At 69.5% G+C, this 22,148-nt stretch carries 24 protein-coding genes; 10 read left to right on the top strand and 14 right to left on the bottom strand.

Translation table 11 applies throughout. The features are described 5' to 3' along the window. Positions 1–42: 42 nt before the first annotated feature. Positions 43–483, bottom strand: coding sequence for an OsmC family protein (locus tag AC1DYD_RS28775; protein WP_478176166.1), 441 nt, complete (start codon positions 481–483; stop codon positions 43–45). Between the two features lie 193 nt (positions 484–676). Here AC1DYD_RS28775 and AC1DYD_RS28770 point away from each other — a divergent pair, with 193 nt between their 5' ends. After that, positions 677–2,368: a long-chain fatty acid--CoA ligase gene (locus tag AC1DYD_RS28770; RefSeq protein WP_478176165.1), complete on the top strand. Its 1,692-nt coding sequence runs from the start codon at positions 677–679 to the stop codon at positions 2,366–2,368. Between the two features lie 10 nt (positions 2,369–2,378). Here AC1DYD_RS28770 and AC1DYD_RS28765 read toward each other — a convergent pair whose 3' ends face one another. The 7 genes from AC1DYD_RS28765 to AC1DYD_RS28735 form a co-directional block, all read right to left on the bottom strand. Further along, positions 2,379–3,848 carry an amidase gene (locus tag AC1DYD_RS28765; protein WP_478176164.1) on the bottom strand — a complete coding sequence of 490 codons (1,470 nt, stop codon included), beginning with the start codon at positions 3,846–3,848 and terminating at the stop codon, positions 2,379–2,381. A 208-nt stretch (positions 3,849–4,056) separates the two neighbouring features. Continuing rightward, positions 4,057–4,401 (bottom strand): AzlD domain-containing protein, encoded by a 345-nt coding sequence (locus AC1DYD_RS28760; protein ID WP_478176189.1) that lies wholly within the window; start codon positions 4,399–4,401, stop codon positions 4,057–4,059. After that, positions 4,401–5,168, bottom strand: a complete 768-nt coding sequence (locus AC1DYD_RS28755) for an AzlC family ABC transporter permease (RefSeq protein WP_478176163.1) — start codon at positions 5,166–5,168, stop codon at positions 4,401–4,403. Before AC1DYD_RS28755 ends, AC1DYD_RS28760 begins: the two co-directional genes overlap by 1 nt. Further along, the gene (locus AC1DYD_RS28750; RefSeq protein ID WP_478176162.1) at positions 5,168–6,820 is read right to left on the bottom strand and encodes a dipeptide ABC transporter ATP-binding protein; all 1,653 of its coding nucleotides are present in this window, start codon (positions 6,818–6,820) and stop codon (positions 5,168–5,170) included. The genes AC1DYD_RS28755 and AC1DYD_RS28750 overlap by 1 nt, the downstream gene beginning before the upstream one ends. An 11-nt stretch (positions 6,821–6,831) precedes the next feature. Continuing rightward, on the bottom strand, positions 6,832–7,704 hold the full coding sequence (locus tag AC1DYD_RS28745) for an ABC transporter permease (RefSeq protein ID WP_478176161.1): 873 nt from the start codon (positions 7,702–7,704) through the stop codon (positions 6,832–6,834). Positions 7,705–7,706: 2 nt separating this feature from the next. After that, positions 7,707–8,648, bottom strand: a complete 942-nt coding sequence (locus AC1DYD_RS28740) for an ABC transporter permease (protein ID WP_478176160.1) — start codon at positions 8,646–8,648, stop codon at positions 7,707–7,709. A gap of 58 nt (positions 8,649–8,706) precedes the next feature. Then, complete coding sequence (locus AC1DYD_RS28735) at positions 8,707–10,329, bottom strand: ABC transporter substrate-binding protein (protein ID WP_478176159.1); 1,623 nt, start codon at positions 10,327–10,329, stop codon at positions 8,707–8,709. Between the two features lie 217 nt (positions 10,330–10,546). Between AC1DYD_RS28735 and AC1DYD_RS28730 the strand changes: the two genes are divergently transcribed. Then, positions 10,547–11,965: an aminotransferase-like domain-containing protein gene (locus tag AC1DYD_RS28730; RefSeq protein WP_478176158.1), complete on the top strand. Its 1,419-nt coding sequence runs from the start codon at positions 10,547–10,549 to the stop codon at positions 11,963–11,965. 11 nt (positions 11,966–11,976) lie between these two features. On the opposite strand, the gene AC1DYD_RS28725 is transcribed toward AC1DYD_RS28730, so the two are convergent. Both AC1DYD_RS28725 and AC1DYD_RS28720 read right to left on the bottom strand, forming a co-directional pair. Beyond that, the gene (locus tag AC1DYD_RS28725) at positions 11,977–12,459 is read right to left on the bottom strand and encodes a RidA family protein (RefSeq protein ID WP_478176157.1); all 483 of its coding nucleotides are present in this window, start codon (positions 12,457–12,459) and stop codon (positions 11,977–11,979) included. After that, complete coding sequence (locus AC1DYD_RS28720) at positions 12,456–13,817, bottom strand: NAD(P)/FAD-dependent oxidoreductase (protein ID WP_478176156.1); 1,362 nt, start codon at positions 13,815–13,817, stop codon at positions 12,456–12,458. Before AC1DYD_RS28720 ends, AC1DYD_RS28725 begins: the two co-directional genes overlap by 4 nt. Before the next feature lie 163 nt (positions 13,818–13,980). On the opposite strand from AC1DYD_RS28720, the gene egtB reads away from it, so the two are divergent. The 5 genes from egtB to AC1DYD_RS28695 all read left to right on the top strand — a co-directional run bounded on the left by egtB (position 13,981) and on the right by AC1DYD_RS28695 (position 17,914). Continuing rightward, a complete protein-coding gene (gene egtB, locus AC1DYD_RS28715) occupies positions 13,981–15,228 on the top strand; it encodes an ergothioneine biosynthesis protein EgtB (RefSeq protein ID WP_478176155.1) in 1,248 nt (415 codons plus the stop codon). Beyond that, entirely contained in the window at positions 15,228–16,217 is a 990-nt protein-coding gene (egtD, locus tag AC1DYD_RS28710) for an L-histidine N(alpha)-methyltransferase (RefSeq protein WP_478176154.1), read from the top strand. The genes egtB and egtD overlap by 1 nt, the downstream gene beginning before the upstream one ends. Positions 16,218–16,341: 124 nt before the next feature. Continuing rightward, positions 16,342–16,623 (top strand): DUF427 domain-containing protein, encoded by a 282-nt coding sequence (locus AC1DYD_RS28705; protein ID WP_478115466.1) that lies wholly within the window; start codon positions 16,342–16,344, stop codon positions 16,621–16,623. Continuing rightward, complete coding sequence (locus tag AC1DYD_RS28700; RefSeq protein WP_478176153.1) at positions 16,620–17,360, top strand: 2OG-Fe dioxygenase family protein; 741 nt, start codon at positions 16,620–16,622, stop codon at positions 17,358–17,360. Before AC1DYD_RS28705 ends, AC1DYD_RS28700 begins: the two co-directional genes overlap by 4 nt. Before the next feature lie 110 nt (positions 17,361–17,470). Next, positions 17,471–17,914 carry a universal stress protein gene (locus AC1DYD_RS28695; RefSeq protein ID WP_478115463.1) on the top strand — a complete coding sequence of 148 codons (444 nt, stop codon included), beginning with the start codon at positions 17,471–17,473 and terminating at the stop codon, positions 17,912–17,914. Here AC1DYD_RS28695 and AC1DYD_RS28690 read toward each other — a convergent pair. Further along, a complete protein-coding gene (locus AC1DYD_RS28690) occupies positions 17,911–18,576 on the bottom strand; it encodes an RluA family pseudouridine synthase (RefSeq protein WP_478176152.1) in 666 nt (221 codons plus the stop codon). The genes AC1DYD_RS28695 and AC1DYD_RS28690 overlap by 4 nt on opposite strands. Positions 18,577–18,668: 92 nt before the next feature. On the opposite strand from AC1DYD_RS28690, the gene AC1DYD_RS28685 reads away from it, so the two are divergent. Further along, complete coding sequence (locus AC1DYD_RS28685) at positions 18,669–19,913, top strand: MFS transporter (protein WP_478176151.1); 1,245 nt, start codon at positions 18,669–18,671, stop codon at positions 19,911–19,913. Here the strand turns inward: AC1DYD_RS28685 and AC1DYD_RS28680 are convergent. Genes AC1DYD_RS28680 through AC1DYD_RS28670 form a run of 3 tightly spaced genes read right to left on the bottom strand, consistent with a single transcriptional unit; the run spans position 19,910 to position 20,611 of the window. Next, positions 19,910–20,191 carry a 2Fe-2S iron-sulfur cluster-binding protein gene (locus tag AC1DYD_RS28680; protein ID WP_478176150.1) on the bottom strand — a complete coding sequence of 94 codons (282 nt, stop codon included), beginning with the start codon at positions 20,189–20,191 and terminating at the stop codon, positions 19,910–19,912. The two genes, AC1DYD_RS28685 and AC1DYD_RS28680, sit on opposite strands and share 4 nt — an antisense overlap. Beyond that, the gene (locus tag AC1DYD_RS28675) at positions 20,188–20,457 is read right to left on the bottom strand and encodes a VF530 family protein (RefSeq protein ID WP_478176149.1); all 270 of its coding nucleotides are present in this window, start codon (positions 20,455–20,457) and stop codon (positions 20,188–20,190) included. Before AC1DYD_RS28675 ends, AC1DYD_RS28680 begins: the two co-directional genes overlap by 4 nt. Before the next feature lie 7 nt (positions 20,458–20,464). After that, a complete protein-coding gene (locus AC1DYD_RS28670; RefSeq protein ID WP_478176148.1) occupies positions 20,465–20,611 on the bottom strand; it encodes a hypothetical protein in 147 nt (48 codons plus the stop codon). A 100-nt stretch (positions 20,612–20,711) separates the two neighbouring features. On the opposite strand from AC1DYD_RS28670, the gene AC1DYD_RS28665 reads away from it, so the two are divergent. After that, on the top strand, positions 20,712–21,227 hold the full coding sequence (locus tag AC1DYD_RS28665; RefSeq protein ID WP_478176147.1) for an N-acetyltransferase family protein: 516 nt from the start codon (positions 20,712–20,714) through the stop codon (positions 21,225–21,227). Positions 21,228–21,242: 15 nt separating this feature from the next. After that, positions 21,243–22,148, top strand: coding sequence for a DUF808 domain-containing protein (locus AC1DYD_RS28660; protein ID WP_478176146.1), 906 nt, complete (start codon positions 21,243–21,245; stop codon positions 22,146–22,148).

Genomic DNA, 22,148 nt, shown 5'->3' with positions numbered 1-22,148 from the left:
TCGTTGTGAGGAGATCATAAACAGCGCCCGGCGTCCGCCTCGTCAGGGCTTGAGGGTGGCCTTGAACGTGATCTCGGGCACGCTGGCCAGCGCCTTCGACAGCGGGCAGCCTTCCTTGGCGCCGGTCGCCAGCTGCTGGAACTTCGCCTCGTCGATGCCGGGCACCACCGCCTCGAGCTCGAGCTGGATGCGGTCGATCTTGAAGCCCGGGCCGTCCTTGGCCAGCCGGACCGCGGCCTTGGTGTCGATCGAGGTCGCCGTCAGGCCGGCGCCCTCGAGCGCGAAGGCGAAGGCCATCGTGAGGCAACCGGCGTGTGCCGCGCCCAGGATCTCCTCCGGGTTGGTGCCCCGCTTGTCGTCCTCGAAGCGGCTGGCGAAGCCGTAGGGGTAGTCCTTGAGCGACCCGGTTTCGGTGCTGATCAGGCCCTTGCCGGTCTTGCCGGCGCCTTCCCAGTGAACGCTCGCGTGCTTGTCTGCTGGCATGGAAGCTCCTCGTCGAAAGGGGTTGAGAGTCCGCTTTTTTACGGCAGATCGGGCGCCGCGTCTGTCGGTCAATGGCGGTAGCGGAGCGTGGCCCCTGCCTGGGCGTCGAGTCGCCCAGGCGACGACCGTGGGGGCTTCCCCGATGCGGGAGGCGTCTGGAGCGTCGTAGGCTCTCACGCTCTCTGGAGACTGTATGGATCGCCCGCATTACAAGTTCTGGCCCCAGCGCCTGCCCCGTTCGATCACCGTGCCCGCGACCTCGCTGTGGCACAACCTCGCGGTCAATGCCGCGCGCTACCCGCGCAAGCCCGCGCTGGTCTTTTTCGGCAGCGAGATCAGCTACGCCGAGTTCGCGGCGCAGGCCGAGCGGCTCGCCGGCACCCTGCATGCCCTGGGCGTGCAGCGCGGCGACCGCGTGATCCTCGACATGCAGAACTGCCCGCAGCTGGTGATCGCCCATTTCGCGATCCTGCGCGCCAATGCGGTCGTGGTGCCGGTCAATCCGATGAACCGTGCCGAGGAGCTCAAGCACTACATCACCGACCCCGACGCGAAGTTCGCGATCACCACCGGCGACCTGGCGCCCGAGCTGGCCAAGGCCAGCAACGCGCTCGATCCCAAGGACCGGCTGGCGCACCTGATCGTCACCCAGTTCACCGACACCTTCGACCCCGAGGTCACGGGCGACGAGGCCCCGGCGCCGGCCTGGCGCGACTGGCTGCTGACGCAGCATCCGCTGCCGACCCTGGAAGGCGGTGCCGTGATGCGCTGGACCGACGCGCTCGGCGCCGGCCATGCGCCGCCCGAACACGTGGTGGGCGCCGACGACATGGCGCTGCTGCCCTACACCAGCGGCACCACCGGCCTGCCCAAGGGCTGCATCCACCATCATTCGAGCCTGATGCACAACGCCTGCGCCAGCCAGCTGTGGGGCCTGGGGTCGCCCGAGGTGGTGGTGCTGGCCGTGGTGCCGATGTTCCACATTACCGGCGTGGTCAGCATGATGCACACGACGGTGCTGATCGGCGGCACGCTGGTCATCATGCCGCGCTGGGACCGCGACGTGGCCGGGCGCCTGATCTCGCGCCGCAAGGTCACGAGCTGGACCAACATCCCGACCATGGTCATCGACCTGATGGCCAGCCCCAATTTCGCCCACTACGACCTGAGCAGCCTGGTCTACATCGGCGGTGGCGGCGCCGCGATGCCGCAGGCCGTGGCGCAGCGCCTGCTGGAGCAGTTCGGCCTCAAGTACCAGGAGGGCTACGGCCTCACCGAGACCGCCGCGCCCTCGCACGCCAATCCGTTCGAGAACCCCAAGCAGCAGTGCCTGGGCATCCCCTACATGAGCACCGACGCGCGCGTGGTCGACCCCGACACGCTGCAGGAAATGCCTGTCGGCGAATCGGGCGAGATCATCATCCACGGCCCCGAGGTGTTCCAGGGCTACTGGAAGCGGCCCGACGCCACGGCCGCGGCCTTCGTCGAATTCGAGGGCAAGCGCTTCTTCCGCTCCGGCGACATGGGCCGCATGGACGAGGACGGCTACTTCTTCATGACCGACCGCCTCAAGCGCATGATCAACGCGAGCGGCTTCAAGGTCTGGCCGGCCGAGGTCGAGCTGCTGATGTTCCGCCATCCGGCGATCCAGGAAGCCTGCGTGATCGGCATCAAGGACGCCTACCGTGGCGAGTCGGTCAAGGCGGTGGTGGTGCTGCGCCCGACCCACAAGGACACGACCGAGCAGCAGATCATCGACTGGTGCCGCGAGAACATGGCGGTCTACAAGGTTCCGCGCGTGGTGCAGTTCGTCGACGCGCTGCCCAAGAGCGGCAGCGGCAAGGTGATGTGGCGGCTGCTGCAGGAGGCCGAGAGCGGCGGCTAGCCTCGGCGGCTCAGCGGGTCACGTGAACCCCCGGCCGCTGCCCCGCGTTCCACTGGCCGTCGAGGGCCCGCTCGATCTGGGCCGCGAGCTGAAGCAGCAAGCCGTCGTTGGCCTGGCGCGCCTGCGCCTGGATGCCGAGCGGCAAGCCGTTCTCCTGCGTTGCCATCGGCAGCGAGATACCGGGCATGCCGCAGAGGTTGGCCAGCGGGGTGTAGGCGAAGTTCTTCCAGAGGTTGGCGAACCAGTCGTGCACCGAAGGGTTGGTGCTGGTCGTGAGGTATTGCGTCGTCCCGACCCTGGGCGTGGGCAGCGCGGTGACCGGCGTCAGGATGATGTCCCAGTCCTCGAAGAAGCGGCCGAAGGCGCGCGAGGTGCTGTTGAACACGGCCTGCATCTTCGAGCGCTCGGTGTACGAAGTGTGCAGGCCGGCTTCCCAGATCTTGATGTTGATCGGCTCCAGCAGCTCGGCCGGCGGGCGTTCGTAGCCCAGGCGGGCGATCTGGCCGGCGATGACCTGTGCGAAGTTGCTGATGTAGCAGGTGGTCTGGGCAGCGAAGGCGGCCCGGAAATCCACCTCGGGCAGCGCCCATTCCACGTGGTGGCCGAGGCCTTCGAGGAAGCGGCCGACGCGCGCCAGTTCAGCCACGAAGTGCGGCGTGGCACGGAAGTCGCCCCACTCGTGCGACAGCGCGATGCGCAGCCGGCCGGGATCGCGCTGGATGAGTTCGCGGTAGGGCTCGGCGGGTGTCCAGAAAGGCATGAATTCGCCCGGCGCGCCACCGCGGCAGTGGTCGACGAAGGCCGCTGTGTCGCGCACCGTGCGGCTGTGGCAGCCCTGGATCGAGACCAGGCCGCTGAGGTCGGACAAGCCCGGCGCCAGCGAGAACACGCCACGCGACACCTTCAGGCCGATGTTGCCGTTGACCCCGGCAGGGATGCGGATGGAGCCGCCGCCGTCGGTGGCGTGGGACAGCGGCAGCACGCCGGCCGCAACCGCCGCCGCCGTGCCGGCCGAGGAGCCGCAGGTCGTGTAGTCGAGGTTCCAGGGGTTGCGCGTGACATAGAGCGCGTTCTCGGCCGAACTGCAGACGCCGAACTCGGGCGTGGTGCTGCGCCCGATGATGTTCAGGCCCGCCTTGCGGATCTGTCCGGTGAGGAAGCTGTCCTCGGCCGGGCGATGGCCCTGCATCAGCATCGAGCCGAACTCCTGCAGCCGGCCCTTGAGCGTCGGCCCCAGGTCCTTCATGAGGTAGGGCACGCCGGCGAACGCGCCGCCGGGGTCCATGCCGTCCTTCAGCGGGTCGGCCACCACGTCGTCGAAGACCTCGACCACGGCGCTCAGCGACGGGTTGGTCTTCGCGATGGCGGCCGCGGCCTGGGCCGCCAGTTCGGCCGCCGATACCTCGCCCTTGCGGACCCGTTCGGCCAGGGCCACGGCATCGTGGTCGGCCCATTCATCCCAGCGCATTGCCAGCGTCATCTCGAGTTCTCCATTTCAGTAAATAAATGCGGCGCACCTTTGACGTGCCGCGGTTGTCGATTCATTCTTCCACCGCGCTTTCGCCCGGCCAGCGCAGCGAGGCCCTTTCGGGGAACACCGCGGAACCGGCTTCGCCGGGCCGCCGGTGTTGCCCCCGGCGAGGGGGTGGGCGGCTACACGAAGTGAGCCAACCTGGGGGAGATCTCATCTACGGCCAGCCGAAGCCAACTCTCAGCAGCATCAGCGTACCCGTGCCGACCAGGATCGTCCCGGTCACATCGTTGCGGCGCAGCAGGGAGCAGACCAAGGCCGCGGCGACCGCGAACAGCCGTGCGTCGCGCCAGTCGGCCAGCAGGTGGCCGTGGCTCAGGAACACATCCGGCACCACCATCGCCAGCAAGGCCGCGACCGGCGCATGCCGGAGTCCGCGCCACAACCAGCCGGGCAGCTTCGGCTCGCTGTCCGGAAGCAGGAAGAAGCTGCGTGTGAGCACGGTCACCCCCACCAGGGCCAGCACGGCCAGCCAGGCGTGCATCTCGCGGCCTGCGTGCATCACGCTGCTGCGCTCCATCGGCGGTCGGCCCAGAGGCCGGCCACGAAGGCCGTGGCAATGGCCGCGACCACGTTGAGTCCCATCGGCCACGAGGCGGTGGCCAGCGCGACGGCGCCCGCGGCCAGCGCCGAGCATCGCACCGCCCGGTCGCTGAGCATCGGCAGCGCCAGCGCGAGCAGGGCCAGCACGCCGATGAAGCGAAGTCCCCAGGCGGCCGGGATGGCATCGGCCAGGAAGATGCCGGCGAGCGACGCGACGTGCCAGGCCGCCCAGTTGGTCAGCGCCAGACCGAGGAAGTAGCCCTGCTGCACCGGCGTCGCGCGGCCCGCCGGCGACGGCTCCGGGTGGCGCTGCACGAACTGCGCATAGACCGGGTCGCCCGCCAGGTAGGACAGCAGCAGGCGCAGCGATCGCCGGTGGCGGCCGAAGTAGCGGCGCCAGTTCACGCTGAAGACGACGAAGCGCAGGTTGAGCACGCAGGCAGTGGCGACGATGATCCACAAGGGCGCGCCGGCTGCGATCAGCGGCAGGCAGGCCAGTTGCGATGCACTGGCGAACACCAGCAGCGACATCGCGAGGACCAGGCCCAGGCCAACGCCGCTCTTGGCCATCGCCACGCCCGCGACCAGGCCCATGGCCACGGTGCCGAGCGCGGCGCCGGCGATGTCGCGACGGCCTTGCCCAAAGGCGGCGCGCCACCCTGGATCCTCGAGCGACGCGCGCCAGGCGCGCCGTCGGTCCCTCGTGTCCGGGTCCGGCTTCGGCATCAGGCCGCCGCGAGCAGGGGCCGGTTCGCGAGTTCGGCTCGCGGCGCGGCGGCCAGCAGCTGGCGCGTGTAGTCGTGGGCCGGGGCGCCGAAGACCTGGCCGGTCGGCCCCTGCTCGACGATGCGGCCCCGGCTCATCACGATCACCCGATCGCACAGTTGGGCGGCCACGCGCAGGTCGTGCGTGATGAAGAGGATGCCCAGCCCGAGGTCGCGCTGGATCTCGCGCAGCAGGTCGAGGATCTGCGCCTGGACCGAGACGTCGAGCGCCGACACGGCCTCGTCGGCCACCAGCACCTGCGGCTGGCAGGCGATGGCGCGCGCGATTGCCAGGCGCTGGCGCTGGCCGCCCGAGAACTGGTGCGGGTAGCGGTCGAGCGCGGTGCGCGGCAGCTGGATGCGGTCCATCAGCTCTTCCGCGCTGCGGCGCGCGTGGCGCTTGCCCATGCCGAAGTTCATCGCCCCCTCGATCATCGAGGAGCCCACGGTGCGGCGCGGATTGAGCGAGCGGTTGGGGTCCTGGAACACGACCTGCACCCGCGAGCGCAGGGGGCGCAGCCGGCCTTCGGGCAGCGTGTTCACCTCGGCGTCGCCCCAGCGGATGCTGCCTTCGCTGGGCGCGATGAGCCGGATCATGCAGCGCGCGAAGGTGGACTTGCCGGAGCCGGATTCGCCCACCACGCCGACGGTCTCGCCGCGGTGCACCGCCACGCTGGCGTCCTGCAGCGCGGTGTTGTGCTTCGCGCGGCCCATCCAGTCGCGCCGGGTGTAGGTCTTGCCGACGCCGCTTCCGGCGAGCAGCGCCTTGCCGCCGGGCAGCGCACGCGCGGGCGGCGGCGTCATGCCCGGCACGGCGTCCAGCAGCGCGCGCGTGTAGGCCGCGCGCGGGCAGCGCAGCACCTGCTCGCGCGGGCCCTGCTCGACCAGCGCGCCGCGGTGCATCACCAGCACCTCGTCGGCGATCTCGGCCACCACGCCCATGTCGTGCGTGATGAAGAGCACCGCGCTGCCTTGCTCGGCCTGCAGTTCGGCGATGAGCCTGAGGATCTCGGCCTGCGTGGTGACGTCGAGCGCGGTGGTCGGCTCGTCGCAGATCAGCAGCCGCGGCTTGAGGATGATGGCCATCGCGATCACGATCCGCTGCCGCTGGCCGCCCGACAGCTGGTGCGGGTAGCTGGCATGGATGCGCGCCGGGTCGGGCAGCCGCACGCGTTCGAAGGTCGCGAGGATCTTCGCCTTGCGTTCGGCCGCACTCCACGGCGTGTGGGTGCGCAGCAGCTCGTCGACCTGCTCGCCGCAGCTCAGCACCGGATTGAGCGCGGTCATGGGCTCCTGGAACACCATGCCCATGCCGGTGCCGCGCAACTGGCGCAGCCGCTTCTCGGAGACGAAGCGGCCCTGGTCGAGCAAGGTCTCGCCGGCCAGGATCACCTGCCCGGCCGCGACGCTCAGTCCCTTGGCGAGCTGGCCCATCACGGTGGTGGCAAGCACCGACTTGCCGGAGCCGGACTCGCCCACGACGCAGAGGGTCCGGCCGGCCTCGATGCGCAGGTCCAGGCCTTCGATGGCGTTCGGGCGGTCGGCGTCCGAGGGCAGTGCGACCTGCAGGCCGCGCACTTCGAGGACGGCGGCGGAACGGTTGGAATCAGTCATGGATCGAAGCCTCAGACGCGTTTGGAGAACTTGGGGTCGAGCACGTCGCGCAGGCCGTCGCCGAGCATGTTGATCGCCAGCACCGTGGGCACCAGGAACAGCGCCGGGAACAGCACGTTGCCCGGGCTCTGCGAGAACTGCACGCGGCCTTCGGCCATGATGTTTCCCCAGGTCGGCACGTCCGAGGGCAGGCCGAGGCCGAGGAAGCTCAGGATGGCTTCGGTGAGCACGGCCGAGGCCGCGATGAATGTCCCCTGCACGATCAGCGGCGCCAGCGCGTTCGGCAGGATGTCGCGCCACAGGATCATGGCGTTTGCCGTGGCCAGGGCCCGCGCGGCTTCCACGAAGGGTTCGTCGCGCAGGCTCATGACCAGCGCCCGGACCAGCCGCGTGACGCGCGGCACCTCGGGCACGGCGATGGCCAGGATCACGGTCGGCAGGCTGGCGCCCAGCACCGCCACCAGCGTGATCGCGAGCAACACGGCGGGGATCGCCATGACGCCGTCCATCACGCGCATCAGCACCGCGTCGACCGCGCGGAAGTAGCCCGCCAGCATGCCCAGCAGGCAGCCGAAGGCGATCGCGACGAAGGCCGTGAAGAGGCCCACCGTCAGCGAGATGCGGGTGCCGTACAGCACGCGGCTCCAGATGTCGCGGCCGACGCTGTCGCTGCCCATCCAGAAGGTGTGGGCGAATTGCGCGCCGTCGGGCATCGTCACCTGCCCGGCGGTGCCGGCGTCGACCGAGATGAAGGCCGGGTCCATCGCCGACGGATCGAAGGTGCCGAGCCAGGGCGCCAGGATGCCCAGCAGCGCCAGCACCACCAGCACCACGATGCCACCGCGCACGGCGCTGTTGCGCCAGAGTTTTTTCAGGGTGCTCATGATCAGTAGCGGATCCGCGGATCGAGAAAGAGGTAGCTCAGGTCGACCAGCAGGTTGACCGTGACGTAGACCACCGCGAAGAACAGCACCACGCCTTGCAGCACCGGAAAGTCGCGGTTCAGCACCGCGTCGACCGTCAGCTGGCCGAGGCCGGGAATCGCGAACACGGTCTCGGTGACCACCACGCCGCCGAGCAGCAAGGCCGCGCTGACGCCGATCACCGTGACCACCGGCACGGCGGCGTTGCGCAGCGCGTGGTGCTTGAGCACCTCGAGCTCGGTGATGCCCTTGGCGCGGGCGGTGCGGATGAAGTCCTCGGTCAGCGCTTCGCTCACCGCCGCACGCGTCACGCGCGACAGCAGCGCCACGTAGGTGATCGCCAGCGTGAGGCAGGGCAGCACGAGCTGGTGGAACCAGGGGCCCACGCCGTCGGCGATGCGCCGGTAGCCCTGCACCGGAAACCACTGCAGCTTCATCGCCAGCAGGTAGATCAGGACGTAGCCGACCACGAACACCGGCACCGAGAAGCCGGCCACCGAGAAGGCCATCACGGCCTTGTCGAGCCAGCCGCCCATGCGCCATGCGGCCAGCGTGCCGAGCGGAAGCGCGATCGCCACGGCCAGCAGCAGGGTGCCGCCGGCCAGCGACAGCGTCGGCTCCATCCGCTGGCCGATCAGTTCGAGCACCGGCTTGTTCAGGAAGAAGGAGAAGCCCAGGTCGCCGTGCAGCACGCCGCCGGCCCAGATCGCGAACTGGGCCCACAGCGGCTGGGTCAGCCCGAGCTGCGCGCGGATGCGGTCCAGGTCTTCGTTGGTGGCGCTGTTGCCGCCGATGACGGCCGCCGGGTCGCCGGGCGTGAGGCGCACGATCATGAAGATCGCGATGGCCACGACCAGCAGCACGGGAAGGGTGGCGAGCAGGCGCTTGCCGAGAAAGGTCAGCATGGGAGGACTCCGGGAGAATGCGCGAGGGGGCGGCGACGCGGTCGCCGCCGCCCGCGGCCTATTGCTTCTTGATGTTCCAGTACACCTGCGCGCCTGCCGGGATCAGGCCGTCGACGTTCTTGCGCACCGCGGCGGGCTGGTTGTACTGGCCGACCGGCACATGGGTTCCGGTCTCGAAGGCACGCAGCTGGGCCGCCTGTGCCAGCTTCTTCTTCTCGGCATCGGTCTTGGCCTGCGTGAACTGGACCTTGATCTCCTCGAGCTTCGGGTCGTTCTGCCAGCCGAACCAGCCCTTGTCGCCGGTGGCATTCATCATCGCCATCGTGATCGGGTTCAGGATGTCCGAGGCGGTCCAGGAGGTCATGAACGCGCTCCAGCCGCCGGCTGCGGGTGCGTCCTTCTTGGCGCGGCGCGCCACCAGCGTCGACCAGTCCATCGACTGCATGTCGACCTTGAAGCCGGCCTGCTCGAGCTGCTGCTTGGCCACCAGCGGCAGCTTGCCGATGGTCGGGTTGTCGGTCGGGCGCATCAGGACCACGGGTTCGCCCTTGTAGCCGGCCTCCTGCAGCAGCGCCTTGGCCTTCTGCGGATCGGCGATGCCCGTGTAGTCGCCGGTCTGTTCCGACTCGAAGGGCGTGCCGCAGGGGAACATGCTCTTGCAGTAGCGGGTGAGGCCGGGCGTGCCGACCTGCGTGCGCAGGAAGGCCTCCTGGCCCAGCGCGAGCATCGCGGCGTGCCGCACCTTGTCGTTGTCGAACGGCGGCTGCAGGAAGTTGAAGCGCAGGATGAACTGGTTGCCGGCCGGCTGGGCGTCGACCAGCTTGATGTCGGGATGGGTGCGCAGCGTCGCGTACTGCTCGAAGGCCGGCTGCTCGAGGATGTCGGCCTCGCCGTTCAGCAGCGCATTCATCTGGGTCTGCGCGTCGCGGATGATGAGCCACTCGACGCGGTCCACGTACACGTTCTTGCCGCCGGCGGTCCCCGACGGGGTCTCGGCGCGCGGCTTGTAGCGCGCGTTCCTGGTGAACACCACGCGTTCGCCCGGACGGAACTCGTCGGCCTTGAAGACATAGGGGCCGGAGCCGACCGATTCCTTGATCTGCGTATCGCCCGGGGTATCGGCGACGCGCTTGGGCATGATGAACGGCACGTTGGAAGACGGCTTGCCCAGGGCTTCGAGCACCAGGCCGAAGGGCTCCTTCAGCACGATCGAGAAGGTCTTCGCATCCGGCGTCTCGTAGCGTTCGGTGTTCTTGGCCAGCTGTGCGCCGAAGGTGTCGCGGCTCGCCCAGCGCTTGATGGAGGCCACCACGTCCTCGCCGGTCACCGGCTTGCCGTCGTGGAACTCGAGGCCGTCGCGCAGCGTGAAGGTCCAGGTCCTGTTGTCGGCCGAGACCTTCCACTTGTCGACCATCTGCGGCTTGATGTGGCCTTCGAGGTCGGTGGCGAACAGCGTGTCGTAGACCATGTAGCCGAAGTTGCGCGTCACGTAGGCCGTGGTCCAGATCGGGTCGAGCACCGTGATGTTGCTGCTCGGGATGATCTTCAGCGTGCGGGTCTGGGCCAGTGCCGGCGCGATGGCCACGCCGGCCAGCAGCGCCGCGGCGCCCCACCTGGCAAAGCGGCGTGTCAAGTTTGCGGCCGGGCGGGCCTGCGGATTCGAGAAGGGCTGCAGTTGCATGTGGATTCCTGAGTGGATGGATCGCGTCTCGCCCAGGCGCATCGGCCCTGGGTTCCTCGCTGTGCCGGCATCCGGATGGCGTCTGTCGGCGAGGGCTCCATTGAGACAGGAGAGATCAAAAATGAATATATACAGTTGAGGTGTTCTGTAGTAGAACAGTGCCCGCCCATCCCCTCAGTTGGGGCCTTTCATGCACCCTGAACGTGCATCCGTCGCCGTGAGCACCATCGACCCCTCGCTCCCCACCCCCCTGGTCCGGCAGGTCTACGACGCCCTGCTGGCGCGCATCGCGTCGAATGCCATGAAGCCCGGCGAGAAGCTGCCTTCGGTGCGTGCCCTCGCGAGGGATTGCGCCGTCAGCACCATGACCGTGACCAACGCCTACCAGCGCCTGGTGGCCGAGGGCCACGTCGAGGCGCGCCGCGCCAGCGGCTACTACGTGGCCGAAGCGGAGCGGGCCGCGACGCGGCGCAAGCCCTTCCTGGGCCGCACCTCGGTCGACTCGCTGTGGCTCCTGAAGCATGTCTACGAGGACGATCGCACGCTCCTCAATGCCGGCTGCGGCTGGATTCCGCCCGAGATGCTGCATATAGACAGCGTGAAGCGCTCGCTGGCCGCGCTGGCGCGCAAGTCGTCGGCCGGGCTCGCCAACTACGGCACCCCCTACGGCTACCTGCCGCTGCGCCAGCAGATCCAGACGCTGCTGGCGCACAAGGGCATCGAGACCGCGCCGCACCAGATCGTGCTGACGCACGGCGCCTCGCAGGCCTTGGGTCTGGTGGCGCGCTGCCTGCTGCAGCCGCGCGATGTGGTGCTGGTCGACGAGCCGAGTTCGACCAACCTGTTTGCAATGCTGCGCTCGCTCGACCTGAAGCTGGTCGGCGTGCAGCGCACCGTGAACGGCCCGGATGTCGCCGCGCTGCAGTCGCTGGCCCAGCGCCACGGCGCCAAGGCCTTCTTCACCACCACCAACCTGCACAACCCGACCGGCAGCCAGTGCACGCCCGCCGTGGCCTACCAGATGCTGCGGCTGGCCGAGCAGCTGGACTTCCGCATCGTCGACAACGACGTGATGTCGGGCCTGGAGCCGCCCGGTGCGATCAGCCTCGCCAGCCTCGACCGGCTCAAGCGCGTGATCCACGTCGGCAGCTTCTCGAAGACGGTGTCGCCGAGCCTGCGCGTGGGCTTCGTGGCGTCCAACGAGGAGTTCACCGAGAAGCTGATCTTCCAGAAGATGGTCAACAGCCTCACGACCTCCGAGCTCAGCGAGAAGCTGCTGTACGGCGTGCTGGTCGAGGGGCGCTTCCGCAGCCATCTCGCGCAGCTTGCGCAACGGCTTCGCGCCGCCCAGAACGCCGTCTGCGACGGGCTCGAGGCGGCCGGCATGCAGTTGTTCATGCGGCCGGCGGGCGGGCTGTTCCTGTGGGCGCGATTCGAGCGCAGCGACGTCGACATGCGCGCACTGGCGCAGCGCGCGATCGGGGAGGGCTTCCTGCTCGCGCCGGGCGATCTGTTCAGCACCGACGTGCGGCCCACGCCGTGGCTGCGCTTCAACGTCGGCTATTCGGACGACCCGAAGCTCTATCGTTTCCTCGCGCTGGAGGCGAGAAGGCAGCGCAAGGCCCAGGGCCTCTAGAGGCTCTGGCGCTAGTCGAATTCGACCTCGGCCTCGATCTCGACCGGAATGTTGAAGGGCAGTTCGGCCATGCCGACCGCGCTGCGGGCGTGGGCGCCGGCCTCGGGCCCGTAGAGCGCGAGGATCAGCGTCGAGAAGCCGTTGATCACCTCCGGCATGCGCATGAAGCCCGGCGCGGCGTTGACCATGCCGAACACCCGCACCCAGGCCGTGATGCGGTCGAGGTCGCCGAGGGCGCGCTGCAGGCTGGCGAGGATGGCCAGGCCGGTCAGCTGCGCGGCCTGGAATCCCTGCTCGACCGTCAGCGCCTGCCCGAGCTTGCCCAGCGGCTCGGCGAAGTTGCCGTTCGCGGCGAGCGGTCCGTGGCCGGAGATCAGCGCCCGCCGGCCCAGCAGGCGCACCGGAGGGAAGGGCAGCAGCACGCCGGGCGGCGGCGTCACGGGCGGCGGCAGCGCCAGGCCCATGTCCTGGAGTTTCTGTTCGATGCGTGTCATTCGGTCTTCTCCTTGGCGCGGACGTCGGCCACCACCCGCGCATGGCGCTGGAAGCTCCAGTAGGCGCTGGCCCAGTCCATCAGCACCACGAAGCGGTTGCGAAAGCCGATCAGGAAGTAGATGTGCGCGAACAGCCAGAACAGCCAGGCCAGCTTGCCCGAGAAGCGCAGCGGTCCGAAGGGGCTGCCGAGGTCGACCACGGCCGAATTTCGGCCGATGGTGGCGAGGTTGCCGTAGTCGCGGTAGCGGAAAGGCTCGGTCGGCTGGCCCGCGATGCGGCGCAGGATGTTCGAGGCCGCGGCCCGCCCCATCTGCTTGGCGCCGGGCGAGACGCCGGGGACCGGCGTCGGCTCCTTGCCCGGCTGGTGGCTCGTGGCCGCCGCGAGGTCGCCGACCACGCTGATGTCCGGTCGGCCCGGCAGGCTGAGGTCGGGCAGGACCTTGACTCGGCCGGCGCGGTCGGTCTCGGCGCCGGTGGCCGCGGCCAGCATCCGGCCGAGCGGCGAGGCGGCGACGCCGGCGGCCCAGATCACGCAGCCGCAGTCGATGCGGTGGCTGCCGAGGCCGGCGCCGCCGTCGCTGAACGGCGAGGAGATCTGCAGTCCGGTGGCGTCGATGGACGTGACGCGGGCATTCAGCCGCACCTGCACGCCGAGCTTCTGCAATTGCTCCAGGGCGCGCTGGCTCAGCGATTCGGGCATCGCCTGCAGCACGCGGGGGCCGCCCTCGATCAGCAGCACCTCGGCGCTGCTCGGGTCGATGTGGCGGAACTCGCCCTCGAGCGTGTGGCGCGCGATCTCGGCCAGCGTGCCGGCCATCTCGACGCCGGTGGGGCCGGCGCCGATCACCGCGAAGGTCAGCAGTGCGCGGCGCCGCACCGGATCGCTCTCGACCTCGGCCGCCTCGAAGCTCACCAGCACGCGGCGGCGGACCTCGAAGGCGTCGGCCAGGGTCTTGAGGCCCGGCGCCATCGGCTCCCAGGCGTCGTTGCCGAAGTAGCTGTGGGTCGACCCGGCGGCGACGATCAGGTGGTCCCAGGCCAGCTGGCTGCCGTCCGCCAGTTGCACCGTGCGGGCCGCCGGGTCGATCTGCGTGGCTTCGCCCAGCAGCGTCGTGACGTTGGGCTGCCGGCGGAACAGCAACCGGATCGGCGCCGCGATCGACGGCGCCGCCAGGCCCGCGGTCGCCACCTGGTAGAGCAGCGGCTGGAACAGGTGGTGGTTGGTCTTGTCGACGATGGTGATGTCGACATCGGCCTTCTGCAGCTTGCGTGCCGCCTCGAGGCCGCCGAAGCCGCAGCCGAGGATCAGGACCCGGGGGCGGCCGGAGGACGGTGACGTCGTCGGGGGGATGCTCATTCGGCGGATGATACGCAGGCCCTGGCAGACGCCGGCGAGTTGTGCCAAAGTGGCGCGTTCTGCCGCGCCGGCGCCCCCGGTCCGTGATCCGGCGCGAACTTGTCCTACGGCACATGCCCGCCCGCATGGGCTAAAAAGCGTTCAAGCCAAACTTGGAGACCCCATGAACCTGATCCGGCCGAAGCTGCCGGCGGCGGAGGCGTTGCGCGAGCGTTTCGAGGCCGTGCGCGCGCACAGCCTCGAACTGGCGTCGCCCCTGTCGGCCGAGGACCAGTGCATCCAGTCGATGCCCGACGCCAGCCCGACCAAATGGCATCTGGCGCACACCACCTGGTTCTTCGAGACCGTGCTGTTGCAGCCGCATGCGAGCGGCTACCAGGTGTTCGACCCGCGTTTCCACTATCTCTTCAATTCCTACTACGAAGCCCTGGGGCCGCGCCATCCGCGGCCGCAGCGCGGCTTGCTGACACGGCCGTCGCTGGAACAGGTGCACGACTTCAGGCGCCACGTCGACCAGGCGGTGCTGGCCTTGCTGGACCGCGCCGCGGAAACCGACTGGGCGACCATCGAGCCGATCCTCACGCTGGGCCTCCAGCACGAGCAGCAGCACCAGGAACTGATCGTCACCGACATCCTGCATGCGCTCTGGTGCAATCCCCTGCTGCCGGCCTATCGCGCGCCGGCCGGGCCGGCCCTGCGGCTGGCTTCGACGACGCCGCCGGTGCGCTGGCTGCCTCAGCCGGGCGGGGTGGTCGAGCTTGGCCACGGCGGGCCGGGCTTCGCCTTCGACAACGAGACGCCGAGGCACCCGGTGCTGCTGCGGCCCCATGCGATCGCGCACCGGCTCGTGAGCTGCGGCGACTACGCGCAGTTCGTCGCCGATGGCGGTTACCAGCGGCCGGAGCTCTGGCTGTCCGATGGCTGGGCTGCTGTGCAGGCGCAGGGCTGGCGCGCACCGGCCTACTGGCTGGCGCCAGACGATCCGCGCCTGGCCTGGCAAGCCGTGCCCGCCGGCTGGCAGGTGTTCGGCCTGCACGGCGTGCGTCCCCTCGAGCCGGAGGCCCCGGTGGCGCAGCTGAGTTTCTTCGAGGCTGCCGCCTATGCCGAATGGGCCGGTGCCCGGCTGCCGACCGAGTTCGAATGGGAGGCGGCGCACGACGCGCCCGGCGTCACCCAGATGAGCGGCCATGTGTGGCAATGGACCCGTTCTTCCTACGACCCGTATCCGGGCTTCCGGCCGCTCGCCGGCATCGCGGCGGAATACAACGGCAAGTTCATGGTCGGCCAGCTGGTGCTTCGCGGCGGCAGCATCGCGACGCCGCAGGGGCACACGCGGGCCAGCTATCGCAACTTCTTCCCGCCGGCCGCTCGCTGGCAGTTCTCGGGGCTGCGGCTCGCGAAAGACCTCTGATGGGCACTCCAGCTTTCAACCTCCACGCCTTTCGCGCCGCGCAGCGGGCGGCACCGCTGTCCGACTTCGCGCGCGAACTGTTCGCCGGCCTGAGCCTCGATGCGCGCAGCATCTCGCCGAAGTTCTTCTACGACGTCGAGGGCTCGGCGCTGTTCGACCGCATCTGCGCGCTGCCCGAGTACTACCCGACGCGCACCGAGCTGCGCATCCTCACCGAATGTGCCTCCGAGATCGCGGACCAGATCGGGCCGGACGCCGAGATCATCGAATTCGGCGCCGGCTCCCTGACCAAGGTGCGGCTGCTGCTCGATGCGCTCGCGGCGCCCCGGCGCTACGTGCCGATCGACATCTCGGGGGCCCACCTCGAGGCTGCCGCCGAGCGGCTGCGCATCGACTATCCGCGGCTCGCGGTGCAGCCCGTGGTGGCCGACTACACGATGCCGCTGGTGCTGCCGCCGGCGCGCAAGAAGGGCGCCGGCCAGCGTGTGGGCTTCTTCCCCGGGTCGACGCTCGGCAACTTCTCGCCCGACGAGGCGCTCGCCTTCCTTCAGCTTGCCTTCCGGCTGCTGCGCGGCGGCGGCCTGCTGCTGGGGGTCGACCTCGTCAAGGACCCGGCGCTGCTGCATGCCGCCTACAACGATGCCCAGGGCGTGACGGCGGCCTTCAACCTCAACCTGCTGCGGCGCGCCAATGCCGAACTGGGCTGCGACTTCGATCTCGACGGCTTCACGCATGCGGCCTTCTACAACTCGCCGCTGCGCCGCGTCGAGATGCACCTGGTCAGCCGCCGGGCGCAGGAGGTGACGCTCGACGGCCAGCGATTCAGCTTCGAGGAGGGCGAGACGCTGCATACCGAGAACTCGCACAAGTTCACGGTCGAGGGGCTGCGCGCGCTGGCCCTGAGGGCCGGCTTCCGGCCTGCCGCGGTGTGGACCGATCCCGAGCGCCTGTTCAGCGTCCACTGGCTGCAGGCGCCCGCGGCACAATAGCGTGCTGCCCCCGATTGGGTGGGCACCGGAGAAAACTGCATGACCCCCATCACTCATCACTTCGTGTATTCGTTGCCCCCCGAGGGGGGCTCAGCGCCCTTCGGGCGGCCGGGCGGTCGCTGAAATGAAAGCAGTCTGGAACGGCGTCACCGTGGCCGAGAGCGACGACACGGTGCTGGTCGAAGGCAACCACTATTTCCCCATGGAATCGCTCAATCGCGACCATGTGACTTTCAGCAACCACAAGACCACCTGCGCCTGGAAGGGCACCGCCAGCTACTTCTCGCTGCTGGTCGATGGCGAACTGCATGCCGATGCGGCCTGGTACTACGCCGACCCCAAGCCCGAAGCCGAAATGGTCCGCAACCGCGTCGCCTTCTGGAAGGGCGTGAAGGTGACGGAGTGAGCCTCGCGTTCAGTCCCCCTTTCACGCCTCCCGACCGACTCGTTTCCACGCTGCGCCAGGATGGCTACGCGGTGCTGAGCCCGCAGGGCGTGGCCGACTGGCTGGGCGTGCCGCTGGCGCAGCTCGAGGCCCTGCATGCCGACTGGTCCCAATTGCCGCCGGACGACTACCTGAAGGATGGCGGGCGCTATCGGACGCGGCGCCACGCGTGCTTCACGGTCGACGGCGCCACGCTCGAGCAGGTGCCGCATCGCGCCCACTGGCAGCCGGTCGAATACAACGCCTTGCATGGCGGCATGCAGCGCTGGTTCGCGCCGATGGAGGCGGCGACCGTGGCGCAGCCGGCCTGGCAGCAGCTGATGCGCGCGCTGGGTGAAGCGGCCAGCGGGTTGCGCGGCACCCAGCGCTGGTACGTGGAGGCGCACCAGTTCCGCATCGACACCGCCGACGGCATCGGCCGGCCGACACCCGAGGGCGCGCACCGCGACGGCGTCGACCTGGTCGCGGTGGCACTGGTAGGCCGCCACAACATCAAGGGTGGCGAGACCCGCGTGTTCGAGGCCAGCGGCCGGCGTGGCGAACGCTTCACGCTGACCGAGCCCTGGACGCTGATGCTGCTCGACGATGCGCGCGTGATCCACGAGTCGACGCCGATCCAGCCCCTGATCGATGGCGAGCCGGGTTGGCGCGATACGCTGGTCGTGACCTGCCGCTGCGGGAATTTCCAGGGCGATTGATCGCCGACAAGCGCGCCGCAGTCGTCCTACTACCGATGGCGGCGCCATGGATGTAAATTCGGGGTTCGCTTCGAGCGACCGAGCCCCGTAGAGAACCAAAGAGGTCTGCCATGTTCAATCACATCCTGGTCCCGATCGACGGGTCCGACGCCTCGATGCTCGCGGTCAGCAAGGCCAGCGGCTTGGCGCTGGCGTTCGGCAGCCGAATCACGCTCATCCATGTGGTGGACAACTATCCCTTCATCGGCGTCGGCGCGGACTACGCGCTCGGCCAGAACGAATACCTCGCGGCCGCCACCAGCAGCGCCAATGCGGCGCTGGCGCGCGGTGTCGCCGCCCTGGCCGCCGAAGGCCTGCACAGCGACCAGCGCGTGATCGACGGCCATGTGGTGCACGAGGGCATCGTCGACACCGCGATCGCGATCGGCGCCGACCTGATCGTCATGGGTTCGCACGGCCGCTCCGGCATCGAGAAGCTGCTGCTCGGCAGCGTCACGCAGCGCGTGCTGCAGGATGCCAAGATCCCCGTGCTCGTGGTGCGCGGGGAGAACTAGATCCCGCTGGGGCCGAACAGGCCCTGATCGAAGGGTGCCGGGCTCTCGAAACGGCGCAGTTGCCCATCGGCGGGGTGCCTGAACGCGAGCATGGTGGCGTGCAGCAGCAGTCGCGGCGCGCGTTGCCGCACGCTCTGCGTGCCGTACAGCGCATCACCGAGGATCGGATGCCTGATCGACAGCAGGTGCACCCGCAACTGGTGGCTGCGCCCGGTCAGGGGTTCCAGCAGCAGATGACTGGCGTCGCGCTCGGGAAATGAACGCTTGACCCGCCAGCGCGTCTGGCTCGGCTTGCCCGAGGGATCGATCTTCTGCAGCGGACGCCGCGGCCAGTCGGCGGCCAGCGGCGCATCGATCAGCGACCAGTCGTCGGCGGGCGGCAGCAGGCCTTCGACGATCGCCTCGTAGCGCTTGTGCACCTGCCGGGCGGCGAACGCGTCACCCAGCGCGCGCTGCATCTCGGGGCTGCGCGCCATCAGCACCAGGCCGCTGGTCGCCATGTCGAGCCGGTGCACCACCAGCGCGTCGGGCCACTGCCGCTGGGCCCGGGCGCTCAGGCAGTCCTGCTTGTCCTCGCCGCGGCCGGGTACGCACAGCAGGCCGGCGGGCTTGTCGAGCACCAGCAGGTGAGGGTCTTCGTGGAGCGGCTGCAGTTCGGTCATCGCAGGCCCGAGTCTAGGGCCTGCTCACCCTATTTCCGATCCCCGGACATAGGGTGAACAGGCTCTAGAAGCCTCGGCTATCCTCGAAGCCAATGTCAGTCGCCTCCGCACCCGCTCGCCCCGCCCGTTTTTCCGATCTCACGCGCGAGCGGCCCTTCATGCGGCTCTGGGTGGCTCGGCTGTTCGGCACCGCGGCCAGCCAGATGCTGCTGGTCGCGATCGGCTGGCACATGTACGAGCTGACCGGCAGCGCCTGGGACCTGGGACTGGTCGGCCTCTACCAGTTCGTGCCGGCCCTGCTGCTGGCGCTGCTCGCGGGCCACGTGGTCGACCGCCACCATCGCGGCCGCATCGTCGCGGCCTGCTTCGCGGTGCAGGGCGCGGTGGCGCTGGTGCTGCTGCTCGCGGTGTGGGTGGGGCACGACACGCGCGGCCTGCTGCTCGGCCTGTCGCTGGTGCTGGGCGCGGTGCGGGCCTTCCAGATGCCGGCGCAGCAGGCGCTGACGCCCCTGCTGGTGCCGGCGTTGATGCTGCCGCGCGCGATGGCCTTCAGCTCGGCCGGCATGCAGGGCGCCATCATCGGCGGGCCGGCGCTGGGCGGGATGCTGTTCGTGGCCGGCATGGGCGTGGTGTATGGCGCAGCGCTGGCCTTCTTCGTGGTCGCGGCCGCGCTGGTGCTGCGGCTGCGCTATTCACACCTGCCGCCGGCGCGCGAGCCGGTCACGCTGCGTACCGTGCTGGCCGGCGTCGACTTCATCTGGAAGCGCAAGCCGGTGCTGGGCGCGGTTTCGCTCGACCTCTTCGCGGTGCTGCTCGGCGGCGCCGTGGCGCTGCTGCCGATCTACGCCAAGGACATCCTGCACACCGGACCGTGGGGCCTGGGTCTGCTGCGCGGTGCGCCGGCGGTGGGGGCGCTCGGGACATCGATCCTGCTGACGCGGCGGCCGGTCGAACGGCATGTGGGCCGCACGCTGCTGCTGGCGGTCGGGCTGTTCGGCATCTGCATGGTGGTGTTCGGCCTGTCGCGCAGCTTCATCGTCTCGCTGATCGCGCTGGCGGTCTCGGGGGGTGCCGACATGGTCAATGTCGTGATCCGGCAGACGCTGGTTCAGCTCGAGACGCCCGATGCCATGCGTGGCCGCGTGAGCGCGGTCAATTCGATCTTCATCGGCGCCAGCAACCAGCTCGGCGAGTTCGAATCGGGTGCCACCGCGGCCTTGCTGGGGCCGGTGGGGTCGGTGGTGGCGGGCGGCGTCGGCACCCTGCTGGTGGCGCTGGCCTGGTTCAGGCTCTTCCCGTCGCTGGCACAGCGGGACCGCCTCGTCCGGCAGGCCTAGAAGACCGAGAAGGCGTATGGCACGTCGAGCGTGACGTCCTCGAGCGGCTCGGCCACGCAGGGCAGGATCCAGCCTTCGGTTTTCTCGTCGGCGCTGACGCCGGGCCACTCGATGCGATAGCGGATGCTGCCCTCGACCAGCCGGCAGAGGCAGGTGCGGCAGGTGCCGTTGCGGCACGAACTCGGCAGTTCGATGCCGGCGGCATCGGCGGCTTGCAGCAGCGTGACGCCGCTGTCGCAGTCGAAGTGGAAGCCGCCGGGTGCGATGTCGACCTTCATCGGGGGCGCGGCACGGAAGATTGCTGGCGGCGCTGGTCGCGCAGCATGAAGAGATAGAGGCTTTCGACTTTTTCGCGCGCCCATGGCGTCTTGCGCAGGAACTTCAGGCTCGAGGCCACGCTCGGGTCGCTGGTGAAGCAGCGCAGCGGAATGCGCTCGCCCAGTCCGGCCCAGCCGTAGTGCGCCTGCAGCGCGGTCACGATGGCTTCCAGCGTGAGACCGTGCAGCGGATTGCGCGCCTGCTTCTGCGGCGGCGCGGCGCTCATGCCTGGCTCACTTGTTCTTGAGCTTGCCGCGCGGGATGACCGCGGTGGTGATGGTGCGCACCGGCTCGACGGCAGCGCCCGGCGGCTTCGGCGGCGAAGTGTCCTTCTTCGGTTTCTTGGCTTCCTTGGTGCTGCGCTGCTGACTCTTGGCCATGGGGTTCTCCGGGTAGTGCGAATGCGAATGTGCCGGCAAGTTTAGCCCCCGCGTTCGGCGCGGCGACAATATGGCTTTTACCGATTCGCTTCCCGCATTCATGTCCGACTACGAAGTTCGCCCCGCCACCCTGCGCGATGCCAAGGCCATCGCCGAGGTTCATGCCGCCGCCGCCCGTGCCGCCTATGAAGGCATCCTGCCCGAAGACCAGCTGCGTGCCCTGGCGCCGGCCACCCGCGAGGCCAAGTGGCGCGAGGCCATCGAGTTCAGCGAGCCGCAGGTGCAGGTCGCGGTGCTGGACGGCGAGATCGTCGGCTTCGTCGGCTACGACCGCTCGCGCGACCCCAAGACGCCGTCGACCACCGGCGAGATCTGGGCCATCTACGCCAGGCCCGAACATTGGGGCAAGGGCGTCGGCGTCGCCTTGTGGGATGCGGCGCGCGACGGCCTTGAGGAAGAGGGCTGCACCAAGGTCACGATCTGGGTGCCGCTGCGCAACGACCGCGCCATGCGCTTCCACGAGCTGGCCGGCTTCAAGCGCGAGATGAAGACCGCCAAGACCACGGCCCTCGGTGACGTGAAGATCGAGGAGATCCGCCTCAAGCGCGACGTCTGAGCCGGCACGCTGTCGATGGCCACCAGCCTGCTGCTGCTGCTCGACGACATCGCGACGGTGCTCGACGATGTCTCGGTCCTGACCCAGGTCGCGGCCAAGAAGACTGCCGGCGTGCTCGGCGACGACCTGGCGCTGAATGCCCAGCAGGTGGCCGGCGTCAAGGCCGACCGTGAACTGCCGGTGGTCTGGGCGGTCTGCAAGGGCTCCTTCGTCAACAAGGCGATCCTGGTGCCGGCGGCCCTCGCGATTGGTAGCTGGCTGCCCTGGCTGGTGACGCCGCTGCTGATGATCGGCGGCGCCTTCCTGTGCTTCGAAGGCTGCGAGAAGCTTGCGCACAAGTTCCTGCACAAGCAGGAACACGCGGCCGACACGGCGCGGCACGCGCAGGCCGTGGCCAGCGAGGCTGTCGACCTGGTGGCGGTCGAGAAGCAGAAGGTCAAGGGCGCGGTGCGCACCGACTTCATCCTGTCTGCCGAGATCATCGCGATCACGCTGGGCACCGTGCAGGGCCAGCCCTTCCTGACGCAGTTCGCGGTGCTGGCGGGCATCGCGCTGATCATGACCGTGGGCGTCTACGGGCTGGTCGGCGGCATCGTCAAGCTCGACGACGCCGGCCTCTACCTGAGCCGGCGCGAAGGCGCCGGCGCGCGCGCGGTGGGCCGGGGCATCCTGGCGGCGGCCCCGTGGCTCATGAAGGGGCTGTCGATCGCCGGCACCGCGGCGATGTTCCTGGTCGGCGGCGGCATCCTGGTGCACGGTGTGCCGGCCCTGGGCCACGCCGTCGAGGCCTGGGCCGACAGCGTTGGCGGCCTGCGGGGCGGGCTGGGCTCGATGGGCGCCAATGCCGCGATCGGCGTGATCGCCGGCAGCATGGTCCTGGCTGCGGTCGAAGGGGTCAAGCGGGCGCGCCAGCCCCGCTGA

The sequence above is a fragment of the Variovorax sp. P4_B11 genome (assembly GCF_056402355.1).
Note: the sequence above shows the minus strand (reverse complement) of the source record. Positions and strands in the feature narration are given on the sequence as shown.

Bases quoted from the DNA above. Each gene is read 5' to 3' on its own strand.
- AC1DYD_RS28770 (WP_478176165.1), top strand. From the start codon at position 677: ATGGATCGCCCGCATTACAAGTTCTGGCCCCAGCGCCTGCCCCGTTCG.
- AC1DYD_RS28750 (WP_478176162.1), bottom strand. From the start codon at position 6,820: ATGACTGATTCCAACCGTTCCGCCGCCGTCCTCGAAGTGCGCGGCCTG.
- AC1DYD_RS28725 (WP_478176157.1), bottom strand. From the start codon at position 12,459: ATGACACGCATCGAACAGAAACTCCAGGACATGGGCCTGGCGCTGCCG.
- egtB (WP_478176155.1), top strand. From the start codon at position 13,981: ATGAACCTGATCCGGCCGAAGCTGCCGGCGGCGGAGGCGTTGCGCGAG.
- AC1DYD_RS28740 (WP_478176160.1), bottom strand. From the start codon at position 8,648: ATGCTGACCTTTCTCGGCAAGCGCCTGCTCGCCACCCTTCCCGTGCTG.
- AC1DYD_RS28675 (WP_478176149.1), bottom strand. From the start codon at position 20,457: ATGAGCGCCGCGCCGCCGCAGAAGCAGGCGCGCAATCCGCTGCACGGT.
- AC1DYD_RS28690 (WP_478176152.1), bottom strand. From the start codon at position 18,576: ATGACCGAACTGCAGCCGCTCCACGAAGACCCTCACCTGCTGGTGCTC.
- AC1DYD_RS28760 (WP_478176189.1), bottom strand. From the start codon at position 4,401: ATGCACGCAGGCCGCGAGATGCACGCCTGGCTGGCCGTGCTGGCCCTG.
- AC1DYD_RS28680 (WP_478176150.1), bottom strand. From the start codon at position 20,191: ATGAAGGTCGACATCGCACCCGGCGGCTTCCACTTCGACTGCGACAGC.
- AC1DYD_RS28685 (WP_478176151.1), top strand. From the start codon at position 18,669: ATGTCAGTCGCCTCCGCACCCGCTCGCCCCGCCCGTTTTTCCGATCTC.
- AC1DYD_RS28665 (WP_478176147.1), top strand. From the start codon at position 20,712: ATGTCCGACTACGAAGTTCGCCCCGCCACCCTGCGCGATGCCAAGGCC.
- AC1DYD_RS28765 (WP_478176164.1), bottom strand. From the start codon at position 3,848: ATGACGCTGGCAATGCGCTGGGATGAATGGGCCGACCACGATGCCGTG.
- AC1DYD_RS28775 (WP_478176166.1), bottom strand. From the start codon at position 483: ATGCCAGCAGACAAGCACGCGAGCGTTCACTGGGAAGGCGCCGGCAAG.
- AC1DYD_RS28670 (WP_478176148.1), bottom strand. From the start codon at position 20,611: ATGGCCAAGAGTCAGCAGCGCAGCACCAAGGAAGCCAAGAAACCGAAG.
- AC1DYD_RS28745 (WP_478176161.1), bottom strand. From the start codon at position 7,704: ATGAGCACCCTGAAAAAACTCTGGCGCAACAGCGCCGTGCGCGGTGGC.
- AC1DYD_RS28660 (WP_478176146.1), top strand. From the start codon at position 21,243: ATGGCCACCAGCCTGCTGCTGCTGCTCGACGACATCGCGACGGTGCTC.
- AC1DYD_RS28735 (WP_478176159.1), bottom strand. From the start codon at position 10,329: ATGCAACTGCAGCCCTTCTCGAATCCGCAGGCCCGCCCGGCCGCAAAC.
- egtD (WP_478176154.1), top strand. From the start codon at position 15,228: ATGGGCACTCCAGCTTTCAACCTCCACGCCTTTCGCGCCGCGCAGCGG.
- AC1DYD_RS28755 (WP_478176163.1), bottom strand. From the start codon at position 5,168: ATGCCGAAGCCGGACCCGGACACGAGGGACCGACGGCGCGCCTGGCGC.
- AC1DYD_RS28695 (WP_478115463.1), top strand. From the start codon at position 17,471: ATGTTCAATCACATCCTGGTCCCGATCGACGGGTCCGACGCCTCGATG.
- AC1DYD_RS28705 (WP_478115466.1), top strand. From the start codon at position 16,342: ATGAAAGCAGTCTGGAACGGCGTCACCGTGGCCGAGAGCGACGACACG.
- AC1DYD_RS28720 (WP_478176156.1), bottom strand. From the start codon at position 13,817: ATGAGCATCCCCCCGACGACGTCACCGTCCTCCGGCCGCCCCCGGGTC.